At 66.4% G+C, this 17,624-nt stretch carries 18 protein-coding genes; 5 read left to right on the top strand and 13 right to left on the bottom strand.

Annotated features, from left to right (window positions below):
• Positions 1 to 237: 237 nt before the first annotated feature.
• The 3 genes from moaA (at position 238) to LDO14_RS07580 (ending at position 3,567) form a co-directional block, all read left to right on the top strand.
• Entirely contained in the window at positions 238 to 1,365 is a 1,128-nt protein-coding gene (gene moaA / locus LDO14_RS07590; RefSeq protein ID WP_026266125.1) for a GTP 3',8-cyclase MoaA, read from the top strand.
• Between the two features lie 5 nt (positions 1,366 to 1,370).
• Complete coding sequence (locus LDO14_RS07585; protein WP_056390936.1) at positions 1,371 to 1,637, top strand: MoaD/ThiS family protein; 267 nt, start codon at positions 1,371 to 1,373, stop codon at positions 1,635 to 1,637.
• Between the two features lie 97 nt (positions 1,638 to 1,734).
• Positions 1,735 to 3,567 carry an HNH endonuclease signature motif containing protein gene (locus LDO14_RS07580; protein ID WP_223994643.1) on the top strand — a complete coding sequence of 611 codons (1,833 nt, stop codon included), beginning with the start codon at positions 1,735 to 1,737 and terminating at the stop codon, positions 3,565 to 3,567.
• Between the two features lie 56 nt (positions 3,568 to 3,623).
• On the opposite strand, the gene LDO14_RS07575 is transcribed toward LDO14_RS07580, so the two are convergent.
• Positions 3,624 to 4,541 carry a LuxR family transcriptional regulator gene (locus LDO14_RS07575; RefSeq protein WP_223994641.1) on the bottom strand — a complete coding sequence of 306 codons (918 nt, stop codon included), beginning with the start codon at positions 4,539 to 4,541 and terminating at the stop codon, positions 3,624 to 3,626.
• A 345-nt stretch (positions 4,542 to 4,886) separates the two neighbouring features.
• Here LDO14_RS07575 and LDO14_RS07570 point away from each other — a divergent pair, with 345 nt between their 5' ends.
• Entirely contained in the window at positions 4,887 to 5,168 is a 282-nt protein-coding gene (locus tag LDO14_RS07570; RefSeq protein WP_018772255.1) for a hypothetical protein, read from the top strand.
• A gap of 8 nt (positions 5,169 to 5,176) precedes the next feature.
• Here the strand turns inward: LDO14_RS07570 and LDO14_RS07565 are convergent, their stop codons facing one another.
• From LDO14_RS07565 to truB, 10 genes are all read right to left on the bottom strand, one after another.
• Positions 5,177 to 5,683: a DUF1579 family protein gene (locus LDO14_RS07565; RefSeq protein WP_223994639.1), complete on the bottom strand. Its 507-nt coding sequence runs from the start codon at positions 5,681 to 5,683 to the stop codon at positions 5,177 to 5,179.
• 99 nt (positions 5,684 to 5,782) lie between these two features.
• Complete coding sequence (locus LDO14_RS07560; RefSeq protein ID WP_018772253.1) at positions 5,783 to 7,126, bottom strand: pitrilysin family protein; 1,344 nt, start codon at positions 7,124 to 7,126, stop codon at positions 5,783 to 5,785.
• A gap of 112 nt (positions 7,127 to 7,238) precedes the next feature.
• On the bottom strand, positions 7,239 to 9,497 hold the full coding sequence (locus LDO14_RS07555; protein WP_018771972.1) for a polyribonucleotide nucleotidyltransferase: 2,259 nt from the start codon (positions 9,495 to 9,497) through the stop codon (positions 7,239 to 7,241).
• A gap of 240 nt (positions 9,498 to 9,737) precedes the next feature.
• Positions 9,738 to 10,007 (bottom strand): 30S ribosomal protein S15, encoded by a 270-nt coding sequence (gene rpsO, locus LDO14_RS07550; RefSeq protein ID WP_013600532.1) that lies wholly within the window; start codon positions 10,005 to 10,007, stop codon positions 9,738 to 9,740.
• Between the two features lie 184 nt (positions 10,008 to 10,191).
• On the bottom strand, positions 10,192 to 11,451 hold the full coding sequence (locus LDO14_RS07545) for an aminotransferase class V-fold PLP-dependent enzyme (protein ID WP_018771971.1): 1,260 nt from the start codon (positions 11,449 to 11,451) through the stop codon (positions 10,192 to 10,194).
• Positions 11,448 to 12,302 carry a tryptophan 2,3-dioxygenase gene (kynA, locus tag LDO14_RS07540; protein ID WP_018771970.1) on the bottom strand — a complete coding sequence of 285 codons (855 nt, stop codon included), beginning with the start codon at positions 12,300 to 12,302 and terminating at the stop codon, positions 11,448 to 11,450. The genes LDO14_RS07545 and kynA overlap by 4 nt, the downstream gene beginning before the upstream one ends.
• A 65-nt stretch (positions 12,303 to 12,367) precedes the next feature.
• Positions 12,368 to 13,351: a bifunctional riboflavin kinase/FAD synthetase gene (locus tag LDO14_RS07535; protein ID WP_018771969.1), complete on the bottom strand. Its 984-nt coding sequence runs from the start codon at positions 13,349 to 13,351 to the stop codon at positions 12,368 to 12,370.
• Positions 13,352 to 13,447: 96 nt separating this feature from the next.
• On the bottom strand, positions 13,448 to 13,915 hold the full coding sequence (locus tag LDO14_RS07530; RefSeq protein ID WP_223994637.1) for a hypothetical protein: 468 nt from the start codon (positions 13,913 to 13,915) through the stop codon (positions 13,448 to 13,450).
• A gap of 19 nt (positions 13,916 to 13,934) precedes the next feature.
• A complete protein-coding gene (locus LDO14_RS07525; RefSeq protein WP_223994635.1) occupies positions 13,935 to 14,288 on the bottom strand; it encodes a hypothetical protein in 354 nt (117 codons plus the stop codon).
• Between the two features lie 3 nt (positions 14,289 to 14,291).
• A complete protein-coding gene (truB, locus tag LDO14_RS07520; protein WP_026266187.1) occupies positions 14,292 to 15,227 on the bottom strand; it encodes a tRNA pseudouridine(55) synthase TruB in 936 nt (311 codons plus the stop codon).
• A 101-nt stretch (positions 15,228 to 15,328) separates the two neighbouring features.
• Between truB and LDO14_RS07515 the strand changes: the two genes are divergently transcribed.
• Positions 15,329 to 16,486 carry an aminotransferase class I/II-fold pyridoxal phosphate-dependent enzyme gene (locus tag LDO14_RS07515; RefSeq protein WP_223994633.1) on the top strand — a complete coding sequence of 386 codons (1,158 nt, stop codon included), beginning with the start codon at positions 15,329 to 15,331 and terminating at the stop codon, positions 16,484 to 16,486.
• 50 nt (positions 16,487 to 16,536) lie between these two features.
• Here the strand turns inward: LDO14_RS07515 and trxA are convergent, their stop codons facing one another.
• Complete coding sequence (trxA, locus tag LDO14_RS07510) at positions 16,537 to 16,974, bottom strand: thioredoxin (protein ID WP_223994631.1); 438 nt, start codon at positions 16,972 to 16,974, stop codon at positions 16,537 to 16,539.
• A gap of 2 nt (positions 16,975 to 16,976) precedes the next feature.
• Positions 16,977 to 17,480 (bottom strand): nucleoside deaminase, encoded by a 504-nt coding sequence (locus LDO14_RS07505; RefSeq protein WP_018771963.1) that lies wholly within the window; start codon positions 17,478 to 17,480, stop codon positions 16,977 to 16,979.
• Between the last annotated feature and the right edge of the window lie 144 nt (positions 17,481 to 17,624).

The following is a 17,624-nucleotide window of genomic DNA, read 5'->3' as shown; positions in this document are numbered from 1 at the left end:
GCCGCGGCCCAACCACCTCCGGCGCGCGGGACTGCCGGTAGTGGGAAGGGACTGTCCGCCCGCTCCCCAAGGCCGGCGCCGCCGTCGTACGCCGCATGCCCGCGCTGGGAACTCCTCACAACACCAGCATAGGTTTGCCGGTGGTCCCCGGCGCCGGTGCCGCCGGGATTCCTGCCCCGCGTCTCACAGCGGGGTCACGGGTGTGATGGGTGGCTCAACGTGGCGTAGCCTGATTTCATGACTGTCCAGCTAGGCATGCCGCAGCCGCGGGAGGAAGCAGCATCGGCGCTGCCAGGCGTTCCCGCGCGCCGGCCAGCGGATGCACCGGCCGGGCTGGCGGACCGCTACGGCCGCCGCGCCACCGACATGAGGCTGTCCCTGACGGACAAGTGCAACCTCCGCTGCACCTACTGCATGCCGGCGGAGGGCCTGGAATGGCTGGCAAAGCAGGCCGTCATGTCCGCCGAGGAGATCGTGCGGATCGTCAAGGTAGGCGTGGAGCAGCTGGGAGTGCGCGAACTGCGCCTCACGGGCGGTGAGCCGCTGGTGCGGCACGATCTGGTCCAGATCATCTCGGCACTGCGGGCCAACCACCCGGACCTGCCGATATCCATGACCACCAACGGCGTTGGCCTGGCGAAGAAGGCAGCGGCCCTCAAGGACGCCGGCCTGACGCGCATCAATGTGTCGCTGGATTCCCTGCATGAGGAAACGTTCACCAAGCTGACCCGGCGTCCGTTCCTGGACCAGGTCCTGGCGGGTGTGGACGCCGCCTGGGCTGCCGGCCTGGGCCCTGTGAAACTGAACGCCGTCCTGATGCGCGGCATCAATGACCTCGAGTCGCCGCAGCTGCTCGCGTGGGCCTTGGAGCGCGGGTACGAACTGCGGTTCATCGAGCAGATGCCGCTCGATGCGGACCACGGCTGGACGCGCCGCAACATGATCACGGCAGCCGAGATCCGCGGGCTGTTGTCCCGGGACTTTGCCCTCAGTCCGGATCCCCGCGCACGTGACGGCGCTCCTGCGGAGCGGTTTGAAGTACGACGGCGGGCGGCAGGTTCCGCGGACGCGGACGGACCGGTGCTGGGAACCGTGGGAATTATCGCCTCCGTCACCGAGCCGTTTTGCTCCGACTGCCGGCGCACCAGGATCACCGCCGAGGGCAAGATCATGAGCTGCCTGTTCTCCCGCGAGGAGTTCGACCTGCTGGGCCTGCTGCGGGCGGGCGCCACCGATGATGATCTGGCGCAGCGGTGGCAGGACGCCATGTGGATCAAACCGAAAGCCCACGGCATGGACCACGTGGGACTGGATGCTCCGGACTTCGTCCAGCCGGACCGCAGCATGAGTGCTATCGGGGGCTGACCGGGATGCTTGTACGTTATTTTGCTGCCGCACGCGCTGCGGCAGGTTTCGAGGAAGAAAAGTTCCACCTTCCCCAGGGCGCCACCGTGGCGGACCTGCTCGAGGCCGTGCTGGCCGTGGACCGCCCTGAACCCCCTGCCGGGACCCCGCCCCTTTCCCGGCTTCTTTCCCGCAGCAGCTTCCTGCTCAATGAGGTGGCCGTACGGGACCAGGCGGCAGTCCTTGGTCCGGACGACGTGGTGGACGTACTGCCTCCGTTCGCCGGCGGGTAAGTATTCGCGCACGTCCAGGCGAATGGGCAGCAGCCGCCCTGGCCTTGCCAAAGCTGCCGTGGCTTTGAATGTCGGTGCCTCGTTGGATGATGTTTCCATGGGAATCGGCACGGGTGTTGGGGTGGTTTTGGAGGGTGTTTCTGCCTCTGTTGCTGCCCTCGATGCGCTGGACCGTGAGGATCATTTCCTTGCCGCCGGGACCGGTGTTGGCGCTGATGTCGATGTGCTGCAGCGGCGGTATGAGCTCCGGCTGGAACGGCTGGAGGCAGTCTCCCGGGTCGAGGCTCAGCTCGCTGCGGTCAAAGCTCGTGATGCCGTGGAGTGCGTCGGTTTCCAGCAGGCACTGCTTGCCCCCGACGCCCCGGTGGATGAGCGCATGTTTTCGGAGATGTCCGCGGTGGAGGAGATCGCCGGTGTCCTGAGCATCAGTTCCGCGGCCGCAGGCGCTTTGGTGGAACAATCCCGGCGGGTGTGTTCCCTGCCGCCGCTCCTGGGCGCCCTGTCAGCCGGTGCCGTGTCGTGGCAGCATGCCAGGATTGTCGCCGATGAAACCGAAGGGCTCACCCCGGACGGGGCTGCTGCCTTGGTGGCGCACTTCTTCGACCCCGACGCCCCCAACCCCGCCCGCGGCGCCGCGCCCGGTGAACTGGTGCCCGCCCGGTTCCGCGCCAAGGTCCGCGCCTGGCGGGAACGCCACCACCCCGAAACCCTCGAAAAACGCCACGCCAAAGGTGTGGCGGACCGGCGGATGGAATACACCCCGGACCGTGACGGCATGGCCTGGCTCTCGCTCTACCTCCCCGGCGACACCGCCTGCGCCATCTGGAACCGCACCACCGCCACCGCCCGCGGCCTGCAGGGCCCTGACGAGCCCCGCACCCTCACCCAACTCCGCCCCGACATCGCAGCATCACTCCTCCTCGGCGCAGGAAACACCACGGCCACGGCCGAGGCTGCTGTGGGTGGGGCTGCACGGGCTACAGGTGATACGGCGGGAACGGGCGCAGGCAGCGTTTCCGGCACAGGGAGCACTGGTGATGTTGGCAAGGTCCCCACCCCGCGGGCCGATGTCCTGGTCACCGTCCCGGTCTTCGCCCTGCTCGGCCTCACCGATGAGCCGGCGGTGCTGGACGGCCTTGGCCCGATCCCGGCGTCGATGGCGCGGAGGCTTGTCGCGGACGGGGCGGAGTCGTTCTACCGCGTCCTGGTCGACCCCCGCGACGGGGCACCCCTGGAGATCGGACGCACCCGCTACCGGCTCCCCGAAACCATCAAACAATGGATCCGCATGCGGGACCGGAAATGCACCTTCCCCGGCTGCACCAACCACACCCCCGACAACCACACCGACCACCTCACCGCCTGGGAACACGGCGGCAGAACAGCCGTCCGGAACCTGGCCCAGCTATGCCCAAAACATCACCGCTTGAAGCACGCCCGCACCTGGACCCCCGACCCCGCCACCAACAACGGACCACCCGGCTGGACCTCACCCACAGGCCGCCACTACAACCCCGAACACCAAGACCCCCAACCAACCCACTGGCCGCCAGGGCTTCTGCGGAGGAACAGCACCGTGTCCGGGCAATCCGCAGCGGCAGTCTTGAACCCGCCGGCAGCGCCAGACCCACCGGCAGTCTTGAACCCACCGGGAGGGTTGGGCACACCCCGGAAAGCGGACGAAGCGGGGCTACGGGAACCACCACCGCCTGAATTGCGGCGCGATCTGCCGTTTGGGCTGCCGCAATGGTGCCAGTTGCTGGCTGACATGCCGGAGTGGCTGGAGGTGCCAAGCGAGGAGCCGCCTGGCGGGAACTTGCTTGAGCCGGATCAACTCCCGCCAACAGATCCTTTGTGGGACGATTTCTACGCCATGCCGTTCTTCCTGCCGCCAGACCCGGCGGGGAATTGGGACGTGCTCTTGTCGTAGGACTTCCCCAGGGGCATGTGCGTCAACGCGTGGCTCCAGGAGACGACGGCCCACCGCTAGACCCGGGCCCCCGTTCCCAGGGCAATGGCCAGCAGTGACGCCCGGCTGTGGACTCCGCAAGCCTGGAAGAGTTGCTTGAATTGGTCCTGGACCGTGTACGGTGTCACGCCCTGGGCATCCGCCATGGCTGCCGTATCGGCCCCTGTTGCAGTGAGCCACAGCAGTTCCCCCTGCCGGGGTGTCAGGCCAAACGCCCGGGCAAACATGTCAAGCCGCGCGGCAGGCGTGCTGGCCTGAATCGTCACGGCCACCGGTGGAGTGGGTCCGGACACTCCCGACTCCATGCGGTTGGCCCGCAGGGAGGCCCAGCGGCCCGCCCCGACGTACACCCTGCATTCCGCGGCGTGGGTGTCCACCAGTGCTTCCCTTGCCGCCAGCTGGGCAGCAACGTTCAACACCTCAGCAGGCACATGATCGTGAGGGACCGGACCAGGCTGAAGCAGCTGCAGCCAGTCGTCCACGGACGCCGTTCGGCCAGCTATCGCCAGATCGTCGTCCAGGGTGAGGACAGCCTGCTCCGGCAATCCGGGCTGCCCGGCTCCTGTCCCGGCGGCCGGGTCCGGGCCAGGTTCCGGTTCCAGTCGAGTCCGAAACTGCCTGGCCACGGACCTCCGCAGGCCGGCGGTCACTGCCGCTGCGGGCTCGCCCAGGTACGCAGTTTCCTCATCCGTGAAGGGGACCGAATCGCCCGTCCGCCACAAATCGAGCCAGGCCCAGCACCCATACTTGTCGGCAAACACGACGGACAGTACATCGCGGACCCCATAGCGTTGCAACACGCCACTCCACACCGGGCTGCGGGAGGGCTCTCCCTGCGTTGCCTTCAGGAGGGATGCCGCCGGCACCGGCGAATGCATCAGCTCGGTCCAGCGGCCGGCCCCGGAGAGGTACTTGAGGCGGATAAGTGTGGGCAATTCCTGAGGGCAGGGAATCCTGGCCCTCGGCGCCATCCCTACCGTCGTGACGGGATCACACAACGGCCAAACGAATGCATCGAAAGGCACCATGGTGGCCACTTCTGCCAGAATCGCTGTCCGGAGAGCTTGGTGATCCAGGTCCGAGCCTGCCAGGAGTCGGATGCGCTCCTGGCTCCGGTTTCCAGCCCAGCCCTTGGTCATGTTCCAAGTATGCTCCGGCCATCCCGGGCAACCCGGAGGCGCTGCCACCCAGAATTCTGGGATACCCGCCGCAGCCCGGACCGTCTAGCTTTAGCAGCGTGGAGCGTCCTCCAACCTGGCGGGACGAGTAAGGAGACTGGGATGTTCACCCTGCAGATCGAACACAGCATCACCGATTTCAGCACGTGGAAGGCGGCATTCGACCGGGATCCGGTGGGCCGGTCCGCGTCAGGGGTTCTCGCGCACCGGATAGGCCGGCCCGTGGGCGAACCGCAATACATTGTTGTGGAACTCGACTTCGCGGACCTGGCCCAGGCAGAGCAGCTGCTCACGAACCTTCGAACACAGGTATGGCGTTCGCCCGCCAACGCCCCTGCCCTCGCCGGTGCACCGAAAACGCGCATTATCGAGGCGGCATCGTAGCCCATGCCTCAGGCGCGGTGAAATTCCGAGCGCATGAATGGCCTGTAGGACAAAGCCTCGCCGTCCACACCGGCCTCCGGCGCGTCGCCGCCGTCGTCCCGCCCGGGCGAACGCAATTCGGTGACGTGTGTCAGGACACCGTTCGCCACCTCGATGGAGTGGCGCGTCCAGCCTCCGGCATTGCGGCGTTCAACACGGAGGACGCCGTCGCGCCAGGTACAGCGGGCGGCGTTGCCGGGCGGCACGCCGGTGCTGTCAACGTAGTACCACAGCACGTCGTCGTGGACCGGATCGATCGTGAAGATGCCGTGGCCTTCGAAGTGGCTGCCGTCCGGTTCAATGTGCCGGTAGCTCTGCACCACGCCGAGACCCCCGGCAACCTGCGTGTAGGACACCTGGGCGCTCACGCGGTGTTCCGGCCCCCAGGGACCGGCAGCCACGTGTGTAAAGCCCTGCCAGTGACCCAGCAGGTTCGTTAACGCCGGATGTCCGTGCTCCGCTCCTGGCCCGTTCACCGTTCCGCCTTCCCCTGTTGAAGAATCACTCCCCACTCAGGATGGACTCTGCAGAGCCGGGCCGCCAGCGTCTCCGCGGCATCTCCGCGGCGCGGGGTGCTACAGGCCGAAGGTTTCGGTCTCGTCGAACGGGCCAACCACGGTGACGGTCCGGGGCGCGGCGGCGAGTTCGGCGGCAAGTTCCTGGACCTGTTCCGTGGTGACGGCTTTGATCAGCCGCAGTGTTTCGTCAATGTCCTGGTACTCGCCGGACACCAGTTCGGCGCGGCCCAGCCGGGACATCCGGGAGCCGGTGTCCTCCAGTGCCAGGACGATTCCGCCGCCCAGTTGTCCCACGGCCTTGCGCAGTTCGTCGTCTGAAATCCCGTGTTCCGCGAGCTTGTCGAGCTCCACAGCCAGCAGGTCCAGCACCTGCCGGACCTTGGACGGCGTGCAGCCCGCGTACATCCCAAAGTAGCCGGCGTCGGCGTAGGACGAGGCAAAGGAGTAAGTGGAGTAAACCAGCCCGCGCTTCTCACGGACTTCCTGGAACAGCCGCGAGGACATGCCGCCGCCCAGGACCGCGTTCAGGACACTCATGACGTAGCGGCGTTCATCGGTGGCAACGATCGTGGGGCAGCCCATGATGATGTTCGCCTGCTCCACGGCCCGCTTGACCACATGCAGGCCCGCCGTTCCCGTGATCAGGGCACGTTCGGTGGAACGCCGCTGCACCGGCGCGGCGTCCGGCTTAAGCGACCAGCCCGCGGTCTGGAGGGCATCCACCACGAGTCCGCATACGACGTCGTGGTCCAGGCCGCCGGCGGCGGTAATGACCAGCTCTTCCGGCTTGTAGTACCTGCGGTAGTGCTCCCACACGGAATCGCGGGCTACGGCCTTGATGGCGGCGGGAGTGCCGCCGATGGGCCGTCCCAGCGGATGGCTGCCGAGGACCGCGGCGACGAAGTGCTCGTGCGCCACATCAGTGGGGTCATCACTGTCCATGGCAATTTCTTCCAGGATGACGTCCCGTTCCTGCTCCATCTCGTCAGGATCCAGCACGGCGCCGGTGATCATGTCAGCGATGACGTCGATGGCCATGGGAAGGTCCGAGTCCAGCACCCGCGCAAAGTAGCAGGTGCTTTCCTTGGCCGTTGCCGCGTTCGATTCGCCGCCCACCTCGTCAAACGCGGAAGCAATCTCCAAGGCCGTGCGGCGCTTGGTGCCCTTGAACAGCAGGTGTTCAAGGAAGTGGGTGGACCCGTGCTGGCCGGGTGCCTCGTCACGGGATCCGACGCCCACCCAGAAGCCGATGGTGGCAGACCGCTGTCCCGGCATCGCCTCGGTCAGTACCCGCACTCCCCCTGGCAGCACTGAACGCCGCACCTCGGACCCGCCGTCGGAGCCGTGGACCAGGGTGTCGCCGGCGTGGTTCTGCTCAAGCGGCAGGGGTACAACAGTCATTGATGCCTTTCAGGACGGGCAGCCGGATCTGGCTGCCATCGTAACAGCGGCGGGACCGGTGGATCATCCACCGGTCCCGCCGATTCATGCTTATGCCGGGAAGCCCCTGCTGTTAGACCTCAGCGCCTTCAGCAGGCTCCGTGGCGTGAACGCGCTCGGTGTCGTCGGCGCCTTCCTCTTCAGCCACGACCGGAGACAGGGACAGCTTTCCGCGGTCATCGATCTTGGTGATTTCCACCTGGATCTTCTGGCCCACGGAAACAACGTCGTCAACGTTGTCCACCCGCTTGCCGCCGGCGATCTTGCGCAGCTCGGAGATGTGCAGCAGGCCGTCCTTGCCCGGGGTCAGCGACACGAAGGCACCGAAGGTGGTGGTCTTGACCACCGTGCCCAGGTAACGCTCGCCGATCTCCGGGACCTGCGGGTTGGCGATGGCGTTGATGGCGGAGCGTGCTGCATCTGCAGACGGACCGTTCGTGGCGCCAATGTAGACCGTGCCGTCGTCCTCGATGGAGATGTCGGCGCCGGTGTCTTCCTGGATCTGGTTGATCATCTTGCCCTTGGGGCCGATGACCTCGCCGATCTTGTCCACGGGGATCTTGACGGCGATGACGCGCGGTGCGAACTCGGAGAGCTCGTCCGGGGTGTCGATGGCCGAGTTGATGACCTCGAGGATGTGCAGGCGCGCCTCTCGGGCCTGCTTCAGGGCTGCCGCGAGCACGGAAGCGGGGATGCCGTCGAGTTTGGTGTCCAGCTGGATGGCCGTGACGAACTCGGCGGTACCGGCAACCTTGAAGTCCATGTCACCGAAGGCGTCTTCGGCGCCGAGGATGTCGGTCAGTGCCGCGTAGCGGGTCTGGCCGTCAACCTGGTCGGACACCAGGCCCATGGCGATGCCGGCGACGGCGGCCTTCAGGGGCACACCGGCGTTCAGCAGGGACAGGGTGGAGGCGCAGACGGAACCCATCGACGTGGAGCCGTTGGAGCCGAGGGCCTCGGATACCTGGCGGATGGCGTACGGGAATTCCTCGCGGGACGGCAGCACGGGCACGATGGCGCGCTCTGCCAGGGCACCGTGGCCGATTTCGCGGCGCTTGGGCGAGCCCACGCGGCCGGTCTCACCGGTGGAGTACGGCGGGAAGTTGTAGTTGTGCATGTAGCGCTTGCGGGTGACGGGAGACAGCGAGTCGATCTGCTGTTCCATCTTGAGCATGTTCAGCGTGGTGACACCCATGATCTGGGTCTCGCCGCGCTCGAAGATGGCCGAACCGTGAACGCGGGGCAGAACCTCGACCTCTGCGGTGAGCTGGCGGATGTCCGTCAGGCCGCGGCCATCAATGCGGATCTGGTCCTTGAGGATGCGCTGGCGCACAACGTGCTTGGTGACGGAGCGGAAAGCAGCGGACAGCTCCTTTTCGCGGCCTTCGAACTGGCCTGCCAGGCCGGCAAGGACCTCGTCCTTGAGCGCGTCGGAGGCGTTGTCGCGTTCCTGCTTGTCGGCGATCTGGAAGACAGCGGCGAGCTTTTCGGCGGCAGCGGATTCGACGGCGGCGTAAGCGTCGTCTTCGTAGTCCAGGAAGACCGGGAACTCGACCGTGGGCTTTGCAGCGCGTGCGGCGAGGTCGGCCTGGGCGTCGCAGAGTGCCTTGATGAACGGCTTGGCAGCCTCCAGGCCCTCGGCCACAACCTCTTCGGTGGGGGCGGTGGCGCCCTGTTCCTTGATGAGGTTCCAGGAGTTGTCGGTTGCTTCGGCCTCGACCATCATGATGGCGACGTCGTCACCGGCAACGCGGCCGGCAACCACCATGTTGAACACGGAGTTTTCCAGCTGCGAGTGCTTGGGGAAGGCAACCCACTGCGATCCGTTTTCGTCGTTGACCAGGGCAACGCGGACGCCGCCGATGGGGCCGGAGAACGGGAGGCCGGACAGCTGGGTGGACATCGAGGAAGCGTTGATGGCAACGACGTCGTACAGCTCATCGGGGTTGATGGCCAGGACGGTGACCACGATCTGGACCTCGTTGCGCAGGCCCTTGATGAAGGCGGGGCGCAGCGGGCGGTCCATCAGGCGGCAGGCCAGGATGGCTTCGGTGGACGGGCGGCCTTCGCGGCGGAAGAACGAGCCCGGGATACGGCCGGCAGCGTACATGCGCTCTTCGACGTCGACCGTGAGCGGAAAGAAGTCGAAGCCTTCACGCGGGTGCTTGCCGGCGGTGGTTGCGGACAGCAGGGCGGTGTCATCGTCGATGTACACCATTGCTGCGCCGGCTGCCTGCTTGGCGAGGCGGCCGGTTTCAAAGCGGATTACGCGCTTGCCAAAACGGCCATTGTCAATGACTGCTTCCGAGAACTGGATTTCGGGACCCTCCAAGAGAGTCACCTCCGTTTCTATTTACGGAAGTCCAGCCGCATCAACCCAGCCAGCATCTGTCTACTGGCCCTGCACCCGGTCATCGATCGAGACCCACGGGCCGCCGGCTTCAGTCAACGAAGCCGTTCCCGGGGATCACTACCGAGGACCGCGAATGCGTGATGCGGTTGATCCTCCTGTTTAGTTTTTATTTGAAGAAGGCGGCCCGTTCCGGAGGGAAAGGGCCGCCCCAAAGTGTGACTAGCGGCGCAGGCCGAGACGCTCGATGAGCGAACGGTAGCGGGCGATGTCAGTCTTCTTGAGGTAGCTCAGCATGCGCTTGCGACGACCAACCATGGCCAGCAGACCGCGCTGGGTGTGGTAGTCGTGCTTGTGCTCCTTCATGTGCTCAGTCAGATCCTTGATCCGCTGGGTCAGGACAGCAACCTGGACCTCGGGTGAACCGGTGTCACCTTCGCCAGTTGCGTATTCCTTGATGATGGACTGCTTTACAGCGGCGTCAAGTGCCACAATATCTCCTTGGGATGTGCCGTGAGGGCCCAGGTCAGTAATTCACTGCCGGGTCTGCCGTGCTGGTCCTGATCCGGATAACCGGGGAAGGCCGACCACAACAGGAACCAGCCGCCACGGACTGCAGCCGGATCCATCGTCCAGTTTACCGGGCGCGGCCTAACCTTGTCGAAACAGTGCGCCGTCAGCCCTGCAGCCGGGCCCGGATCGCCGCCATGCCCTGGAGCACTTCCGCAAAACTGGTGCTCAACGGCGACAACCCCACCCGGACGCCATGGGGAGAGCGGAAGTCAGGGATGACATCCCCTTCCCAGAGCGCTTCCACGGTGGCCTTGGTGAAGTTGGGATGGTCCACCGTGATATGCCCGCCCCGCTCCCCCGGGTTCCGCGGCGACGCCAGTTCGGCTCCCAGCGGGGCCAGCCAGGCATCGAAGACCTCCACGGCGAATGCGGTCAGGGCCTGGGACTTCTCCCGGATGGCAGCCATGGTGGCTTCCTCGATGAGGTCCAGGGTTCCCCGCATGGCAATCATGCCGAAAATGGCGGGGGTGCCGCTGAGGAAGCCCCGGATGCCGGCGGCAGGTTCATAGCCGGCGGCCATCTCGAAGGCGTCCTTCCGCCCCATCCAGCCCCAGATGGGCTGGTTCAACGAGGGCAGGTGCCGGGCATTGACGTAGGCGAAAGCAGGCGAGCCCGGGCCCCCGTTGAGGTACTTGTAGGTGCAGCCGGCTGCGAAGTCCACGTCGGCACCGTCCAGGTCGATCTCCACCGACCCCGCGGAATGGCACAGGTCCCACACCACCAGCGCGCCGGCGTCGTGCACTGCCGCGGTGATCCCCGGCAGGTCCGCGAGGTGGCCTGAGCGGTAGGCGATCTGGCTGAGGAGGACGACGGCGGTCCTCGGCCCGGTGGCCTGGCGCACCTGGTCAAGGGTCACCCCGGCGGCCGGGTCGGGCTCGATCCAGCGCAGGGTGAGGCCTTCCTCGAGGGCGATGCCCTCCACCAGGTAGCGGTCCGTGGGGAAGTTTTCCGTATCCAGCACCAGCTCGTTGCGGTCTGGATCCTGTACGGCGGCCAGGGCCGCGCGGATCAGCTTGTAGAGGACCACGGTGGTGGAATCGGCGATTATGGTCTGCCCCGGAGCAGCTCCGAGGACGGCGCGTCCGAGCTGGTCCCCGATGGCCTGCGGCATGCTGAGCCACTGTTCGTCCCAGCCACGGATGAGGCGTCCGCCCCACTCGTCCCGGATGAAGGCGGCGACGTCGTCGGCAGTGCGCGTCAGGGGCCGGCCCAGGGAGTTGCCGTCCAGGTAGGACAGCGGTGTGTCCGTGCCAATGAAAAGGTCCCGGTAGTGTGCCAGGGCGTCCCGGCGGTCCAGCTCTTCGGCGCGCCCGCGGAGCGCTTCGGCAGACACATCGAGGTGGTTTTCCTGATGGATGCTCATTGTCCGATCTCCGTCCTGACAGCGAATAATTCCGGGAAGAACGTCAATTCAAGGGCCTTTTGCAGGAAGGTCACACCGCTGGATCCCCCGGTGCCGGTCTTCATGCCGATGGTCCGCTGCACGGTGCGCAGGTGGCGGAACCGCCAGAGCTGGAAGTTGTCCTCCAGGTCCACCAGTTCCTCGCACGCCTCGTAGGCAGCCCAGTTGTCCGCCGCGTTTTCATAGATGTGCTTGAAAAGCGGGACCAGTTCCGGGGTGAACTCATGGGCCTGGGTCACATCCCGGTCCAGGACCGATCCCGGCACATCGAAGCCCTGCCGCGCGAGGTAGGCCAGGAACTCGTCGTAGATGCTGGGGGCGGCAAGCAGTTCGGCCAGCATGGCGTGGGCTTGCGGATCGGATTCGAAGACGGGCAGCATCTTGCTGTTCTTGTTCCCCAGGACGAATTCCACCGCCCGGTACTGGGCCGACTGGAACCCTGACGAGTTGCCCAGGAAGCCCCGGAACTGCGAGTACTCGGTGGGTGTCAGGGTGGCCAGGACAGACCATTGTTCGGTAAGGGTCTTCTGGATGTGCTTGACCCGGGCAATGCCCTTGAGCGCGGAACCGAGGTCGTCCCCGCGGAGCCACGCGGCCGCGCTGCGCAGCTCGTGCAGGACCAGCTTCAGCCACAGCTCCGTGGTCTGGTGCTGGATGATGAACAGCAGTTCATCGTGGTGCTCGGGCTGGCTGACCGGCTGCTGCGCGCTGAGCAGCGTGGGAAGCTGCAGGTAGGAGGCGTAGCTCATCCGCGAGCTGAAGTCGCGGACAATCCCCTCATCCAGCTTGCGGGTGTTCTTTTCGACGGACACGTGCTGCCTTTCGTTGTTGTCACCCCGTTGTTGCAGCCACGTGTTGCAACCGGCGGATGCTGCAGTCAGTGGTGGCTGAGGAGCTGGTGGGCCTGGGCCACATCCAGCCGCATTTGTTCCACCAGTGCCTCAGGGCCACGGTAGGCCACCATGCCGCGAAGCCGCGCCACGAATTCAACAATCACTGTCTGGCCGTACAGATCGAAGTCCTCCACGGCCTCCTTGGGCCTGTCGATGACGTGCGCCTCCACCTGGCGGCTCACGCCCTCGAACGTGGGATTGGACCCCACCGAGATCGCAGCAGGCCAGCGCGTGCCCGCCTGGTCCACCAGCCAGCCCGCATAGATGCCGTCCGCGGGGATCAGCCCCGTGGCGTTCGAGGAAAGGTTTGCCGTGGGGAAGCCGAGGGCGCGGCCGCGGGCTGCCCCGTGAACCACTTCGCCGCGCATTCTGTGCGGGCGGCCCAGGACCGAGGCGGCGGTGGCAACATCGCCTTCCTGCAAGGCTTCGCGCACCCAGGTGGAGGAGCAGCGCCGGTCCGTGCCGTCGTCGTCATGCAGGGGGTAGCCCTCGGCGCCGAACTCGCTGATGACCTGGACATCGAAGCCGAACTTGTCGCCCAGCGCCTTCATGGTGTCCAGGTCTCCGGAGTTGCCCCGTCCAAAGCGGGCGTCGTGGCCGATCACCACGTGGCTGGCGTGGAGGCAGTCCACCAGGTACTGCTCCACGAATTCCTCAGCCGTGAGGCTGGCCAGATCCAGTGAGTACTTGATCACCAAAATGGCGTCCAGTCCGAGTCCGCCCAGCGCGTCCAGTTTGTCGTCCAGGCCCATGATGAGCTCGGGCGCGGCCTCGGGCCGGTGGATTACCGCCGGGTGGGGGTCGAAGGTCACGGCCACAGCCTTGGCGTGGGAAAGGCGGGCCGAGCGGATCAGCTGGGACAGCACCTGCTGGTGGCCGCGGTGAACACCGTCGAAGTTGCCGAAAGTGACAACAGATGGGCCGAAATCCGCCGGGACATCGGACGGATCGTTCCAGATGTAAACCATCACCCTCGCCTTAAGCTGCCTGCAAGCCACGTTCCGGAACCATGCCGGCCGCGGAACTCTTCAAGGTTACCCGGATTCACTGTGCTGCCTTTGACATCACTGCGCGGCTTTGGAACGCGATTCAGCCGCCACCGAAGGCCGGCGCCGGTAGAGCCACACCAGTCCCAGGATGGGCAGCAGCAGCGGAATGAAGCCATAGCCGCGGCCAAACAGGGACCACACGGTCTCGTGCGGGAACTGCACGGAGTCCAGGATGCTCAGGGTACCCACCACCAGGACGCCCACGAGTTCAACGAGCACCGCGGCAACGGAGACCTTGAACCAGGTGGTTCCGGCTCTGGCCAGCGACACCGTGGCCACCACGTACACCAGCGCGGCCAAGGCGGAGAGCAGATAGGCCAGCGGAGCCTCGGAGAACTTGGTGAGGATCTGGTATCCGGCCCGGGCCGTGGCCGAGATCGCGAAAACGCCGTACACGGCAATCAGCAGGCGGCCTGGCCCGGTATTGCGGGTATTGCGGGTGGGTGCCTCGCCGGGAGCCGCCGGGGCTTGCTTGTCGTTCATTCCTGCTGCTTCTTCCACTTCAGTACCAGATCTGGTTCATTCGGGCGGCCATGACGAGTGCCGTGACGCCGACCGCGGCCAGGACAAAGTTGCTCCACCGGGTGCGCTCCAAAATGGACCAGTAGATTGCCGCCGGCGGCAGGAGCACGGCGGTGGCCATGTAGCCCCAAAACTCCCACGCCTCCCCGGCAATCGGTTCGCCGGCGATCACGCGGACGATGGACCCCACCAGGTACACCACCAGGGCCGCTTCCACGGCTGCGACGGAGAGGATGGTGACGTCGTTCGGCGCCTTCTTGAGGATGCCCGCACCCAGGCACACCAGCGTGGACCCCAGGCCGACCACGAGGATGATCCAAAAATATGCGTCCACGTGTCAGGCCTCCGCGGCGGCGGTTGCGGCCGTCCCGGCGCCGGGGGCGAAGACGAGCACCGGCTTGGCGTAACTGCCTGCGTCGGCAAGAAGGGCCACGAGGCTGCCGTCGGGAGCGAAGGCGGCGGCCGGATGCTCCACAGTGGCGGCGCCGGGAGCGCCGGGGGCCGCGCCGGCAGCGATCCGCCGCCCGAAGGATATCTCCGTGGTTTCCTCGGCGCTGAGTTCGCGGTTGGGCATCAGTGCCCGGGCAGCCTGCGACATTTCCAGGACGTTGAGCTCTTCGGCGAGCTGTTCGAGCGTGCGCGCCTGGTCCAGCGAATAGGGGCCCACATGGGTCCTGCGGAGGGCAGTGAGATGCCCTCCAACACCCAGCGCATTGCCAAGGTCCCGGGCCAGGGCACGGATGTATGTGCCCGAGGAGCATTCAACGGTGACGTCGAGGTCAATCACACCCGCCGCCGGATCCCGCCGGACGGCGTGCACCTCGAACCGGTGGATGGTGACAGGGCGTGCGGCCAGCTTCACATCCTCGCCGGACCGGACGCGCGCGTAGGCGCGTTCGCCGTTCACTTTGATGGCGCTGACGCTGCTTGGCACCTGCTCGATGTCGCCTGTGAGTGCCGCGACGCCGTCGTGAATTGCCTGCTCAGTGACACCGGAAGTGCCGGCCGTGGCCGTGACCTCCCCTTCCGCGTCGTCCGTGACGGTGGCCTGGCCCAGCCGGATGGTGGCGGTGTAGGTCTTTGAGGTGCCCACGATGTAGGTCAGCAGGCGCGTGGCCTTGTTGATGCCGACCACCAGGACGCCCGTGGCCATGGGATCCAGGGTTCCGGCGTGCCCTACTTTCCGGGTACCTGCGAGGCGCCGCATCCGGCCAACCACATCATGGCTGGTCCATCCCTGCGGCTTGTCCACTATCACCAGTCCAGAAAGCACGCCTCCCAGTATATCGGCGCTGGTTGGCCCGCCGGCCCACGCCACCACCCCGGTCCCGGACGCACCGCGGCAGCCCGACGGGGACGGCTAGGATGGCTGCCATGCCTGAGCTTGCCGCCCATGTCCGCGACGTGCCCGTCAACCAGATCCGCGAGATCACCGAGGCCGCGTGGCGTACTCCCGGCGCCATTGTGTTGAGTATCGGGGAGCCGGGTTTCCCGCTCCCCCGCCATGTCCTGGACGCAGGCATCGCCTGCCTGGACCGCGATGAAACCAACTACACACCCAACGCCGGGATCCCCGCCCTTCGGGAAGCGTTCGCTGCCAGGTTCCGGGAAGAACAAGGGGTGGACGTCGGTGCTGACCGCGTCTACGTGGTGGTCGGGGCGCAGCAGGGCCTGCATTTCGCCATGAGCCTGCTGCTGTCCCCCGGCGACGAAATCCTGATCCCCAACCCGGGCTACCCCACCTTTGCGATGACCAGCCGGTTGCTCGGTGCCGTGCCGGTGGGCTATCCGCTGCGCCCCGAACACAGCTTCCAGCCACAGGTTGCCGACGTGGAGGCCCTCATCACCAGCCGCACCCGGGTGCTGGTGCTCAATTCCCCGTCCAACCCCCTCGGAGCAGTGCTGGGTGAAGAAGTGGTCCGGGAATTGATGGACCTGGCCCGCCGGCATGACATTTGGGTGGTTTCGGACGAGTGCTACGAGGCGTTCACTTACGATGTTCCCCACGTCAGCCCGGCAAGGTTCGACGGCGGCACCCCGGCGGATGCACGCGTGTTCACTTCGCTGACACTGTCCAAGACGTACGGCCTGACGGGTCTGCGAATCGGCGCGCTCATCTGCCCGCCCGGCCTCAAACAGCAGATGGACAACGTGATGGAATCCATCGTGTCGTGCGTGGCGTCAGCGCCGCAGTACGCGGCGCTGGCTGCCCTGACCGGGCCGCAGGACTACGTCCGGCACGCCCACCAGCACTACCGGGAGAACCGGGATGCCGCCTCGGCAGTCCTCACCGCAAAAGGGATCCGCTATCTGCCGGCGCAGGGGGCGTTCTACCTTTGGGCCGATATGTCCCATGTGACCGGCGGGGACGTGCGGGCCTGGGTTCGGCGTTTCCTGGCGGATTCCGGTGTGGCGCTGGCCCCAGGGACCGCCTTCGGCTCCATCGGCGAAGGGTGGGTCCGGATCGCGCTGTGCGGCCGGAAGCAGGATCTGCTGGACGGGCTGTCCCGGCTTCCGGACGGCCGGCCCTGACGTCCTGGGTTGATACCTGGCTTGGCCGGCCGGCGAAGCTGCCTGCTCTGTTAGCTGCGGGCGCCGGCGAGGGCCTTGTCCAGCCAGGAACGGAGGACGCCCGCCGGTGCGGCGCCGGCCTGGCGGGCTGCGACCTTTCCGTCGACCAGAACCACGAGGGTTGGAATGGCCTGGACGTCGAACCGCCGCGACAGGCCCGGAGACGCGTCCACATCCACCTTCACCAGCTTGATCTTCCCGGGCCGCTCCCGGGCCAGCTGGTCCAGGACGGGGCTTACCATGCGGCAGGGCCCGCACCAGGCGGCCCAGAAATCCACCAGCACCGGAACCGGCGACTGCTCCGCCACGGCGGCGAAGTCGCTGTCGCCCGCGGACACGATCCAGGGCAGGTCCGCCTTGCAGTTGCCGCAGCGGGGATGTCCGGAGGCCTGGGCCGGCACCCGGTTGGTCTTACCGCAGGCGGGGCAGCGGAGTAGGGCGGATTCCATGGCTAGTATTCCTTCCTGCTGTCAAAGGCGCGCCACGCCTGGAAGGGGACGTCCGACGTCGGGATGTCACTCCTGGTGACGGGCATCAGCTCCGGGGCCGCGCCGCTGAAGTAGTCGTAGAAGAGGGCGTCGTCGAAGCCTGCCGCAGCGGCGCCGTGGCGGTCCGCGGCGAAGTAGACGTGGCCGATCCTGGCCCACAAGGCAGACGCCAGGCACATGGGGCACGGCTCGCAGCTTGCGTAAAGGACAGAGCCGGTGAGGTCGAAGTCCGCCGCAGCCGCGGCCGCTGCCCGGATGGCCACCACTTCCGCGTGGGCAGTGGGATCGTTGTCCCGGGTCACCCTGTTGACCCCGGCATGCACGCGCCCGTCAGGTGTTACCACAACAGCTCCGAAGGGGCCGCCGCCTTCACCAACATTTTGTGTGGCCAACTCCACGGCCTGTTCAAGGTACTGGGCAAATGCAGGGTGCCGTAAGCCCCGGTTGCCGTGTTCTGCGGAGGTCATAGCACGATCCTAGCCATGTGCACCCCATAGGGGGACGGAAAGGGGGCCAGGAAGGGGGCAGGCCCCCAACGCCTACCCGCTGGTAGGAGCCTACGCTGACGCCCGGGGGATATATTTCGCCTCTACGGAGGCGCCACATCCAGC

It is taken from the genome of Arthrobacter sp. NicSoilB11 (genome assembly GCF_019977375.1).
Classification (GTDB): domain Bacteria; phylum Actinomycetota; class Actinomycetes; order Actinomycetales; family Micrococcaceae; genus Arthrobacter.
The sequence above is the reverse complement of the archived record's forward strand: the minus strand, read 5'-3'. Positions and strand labels throughout refer to the sequence as shown.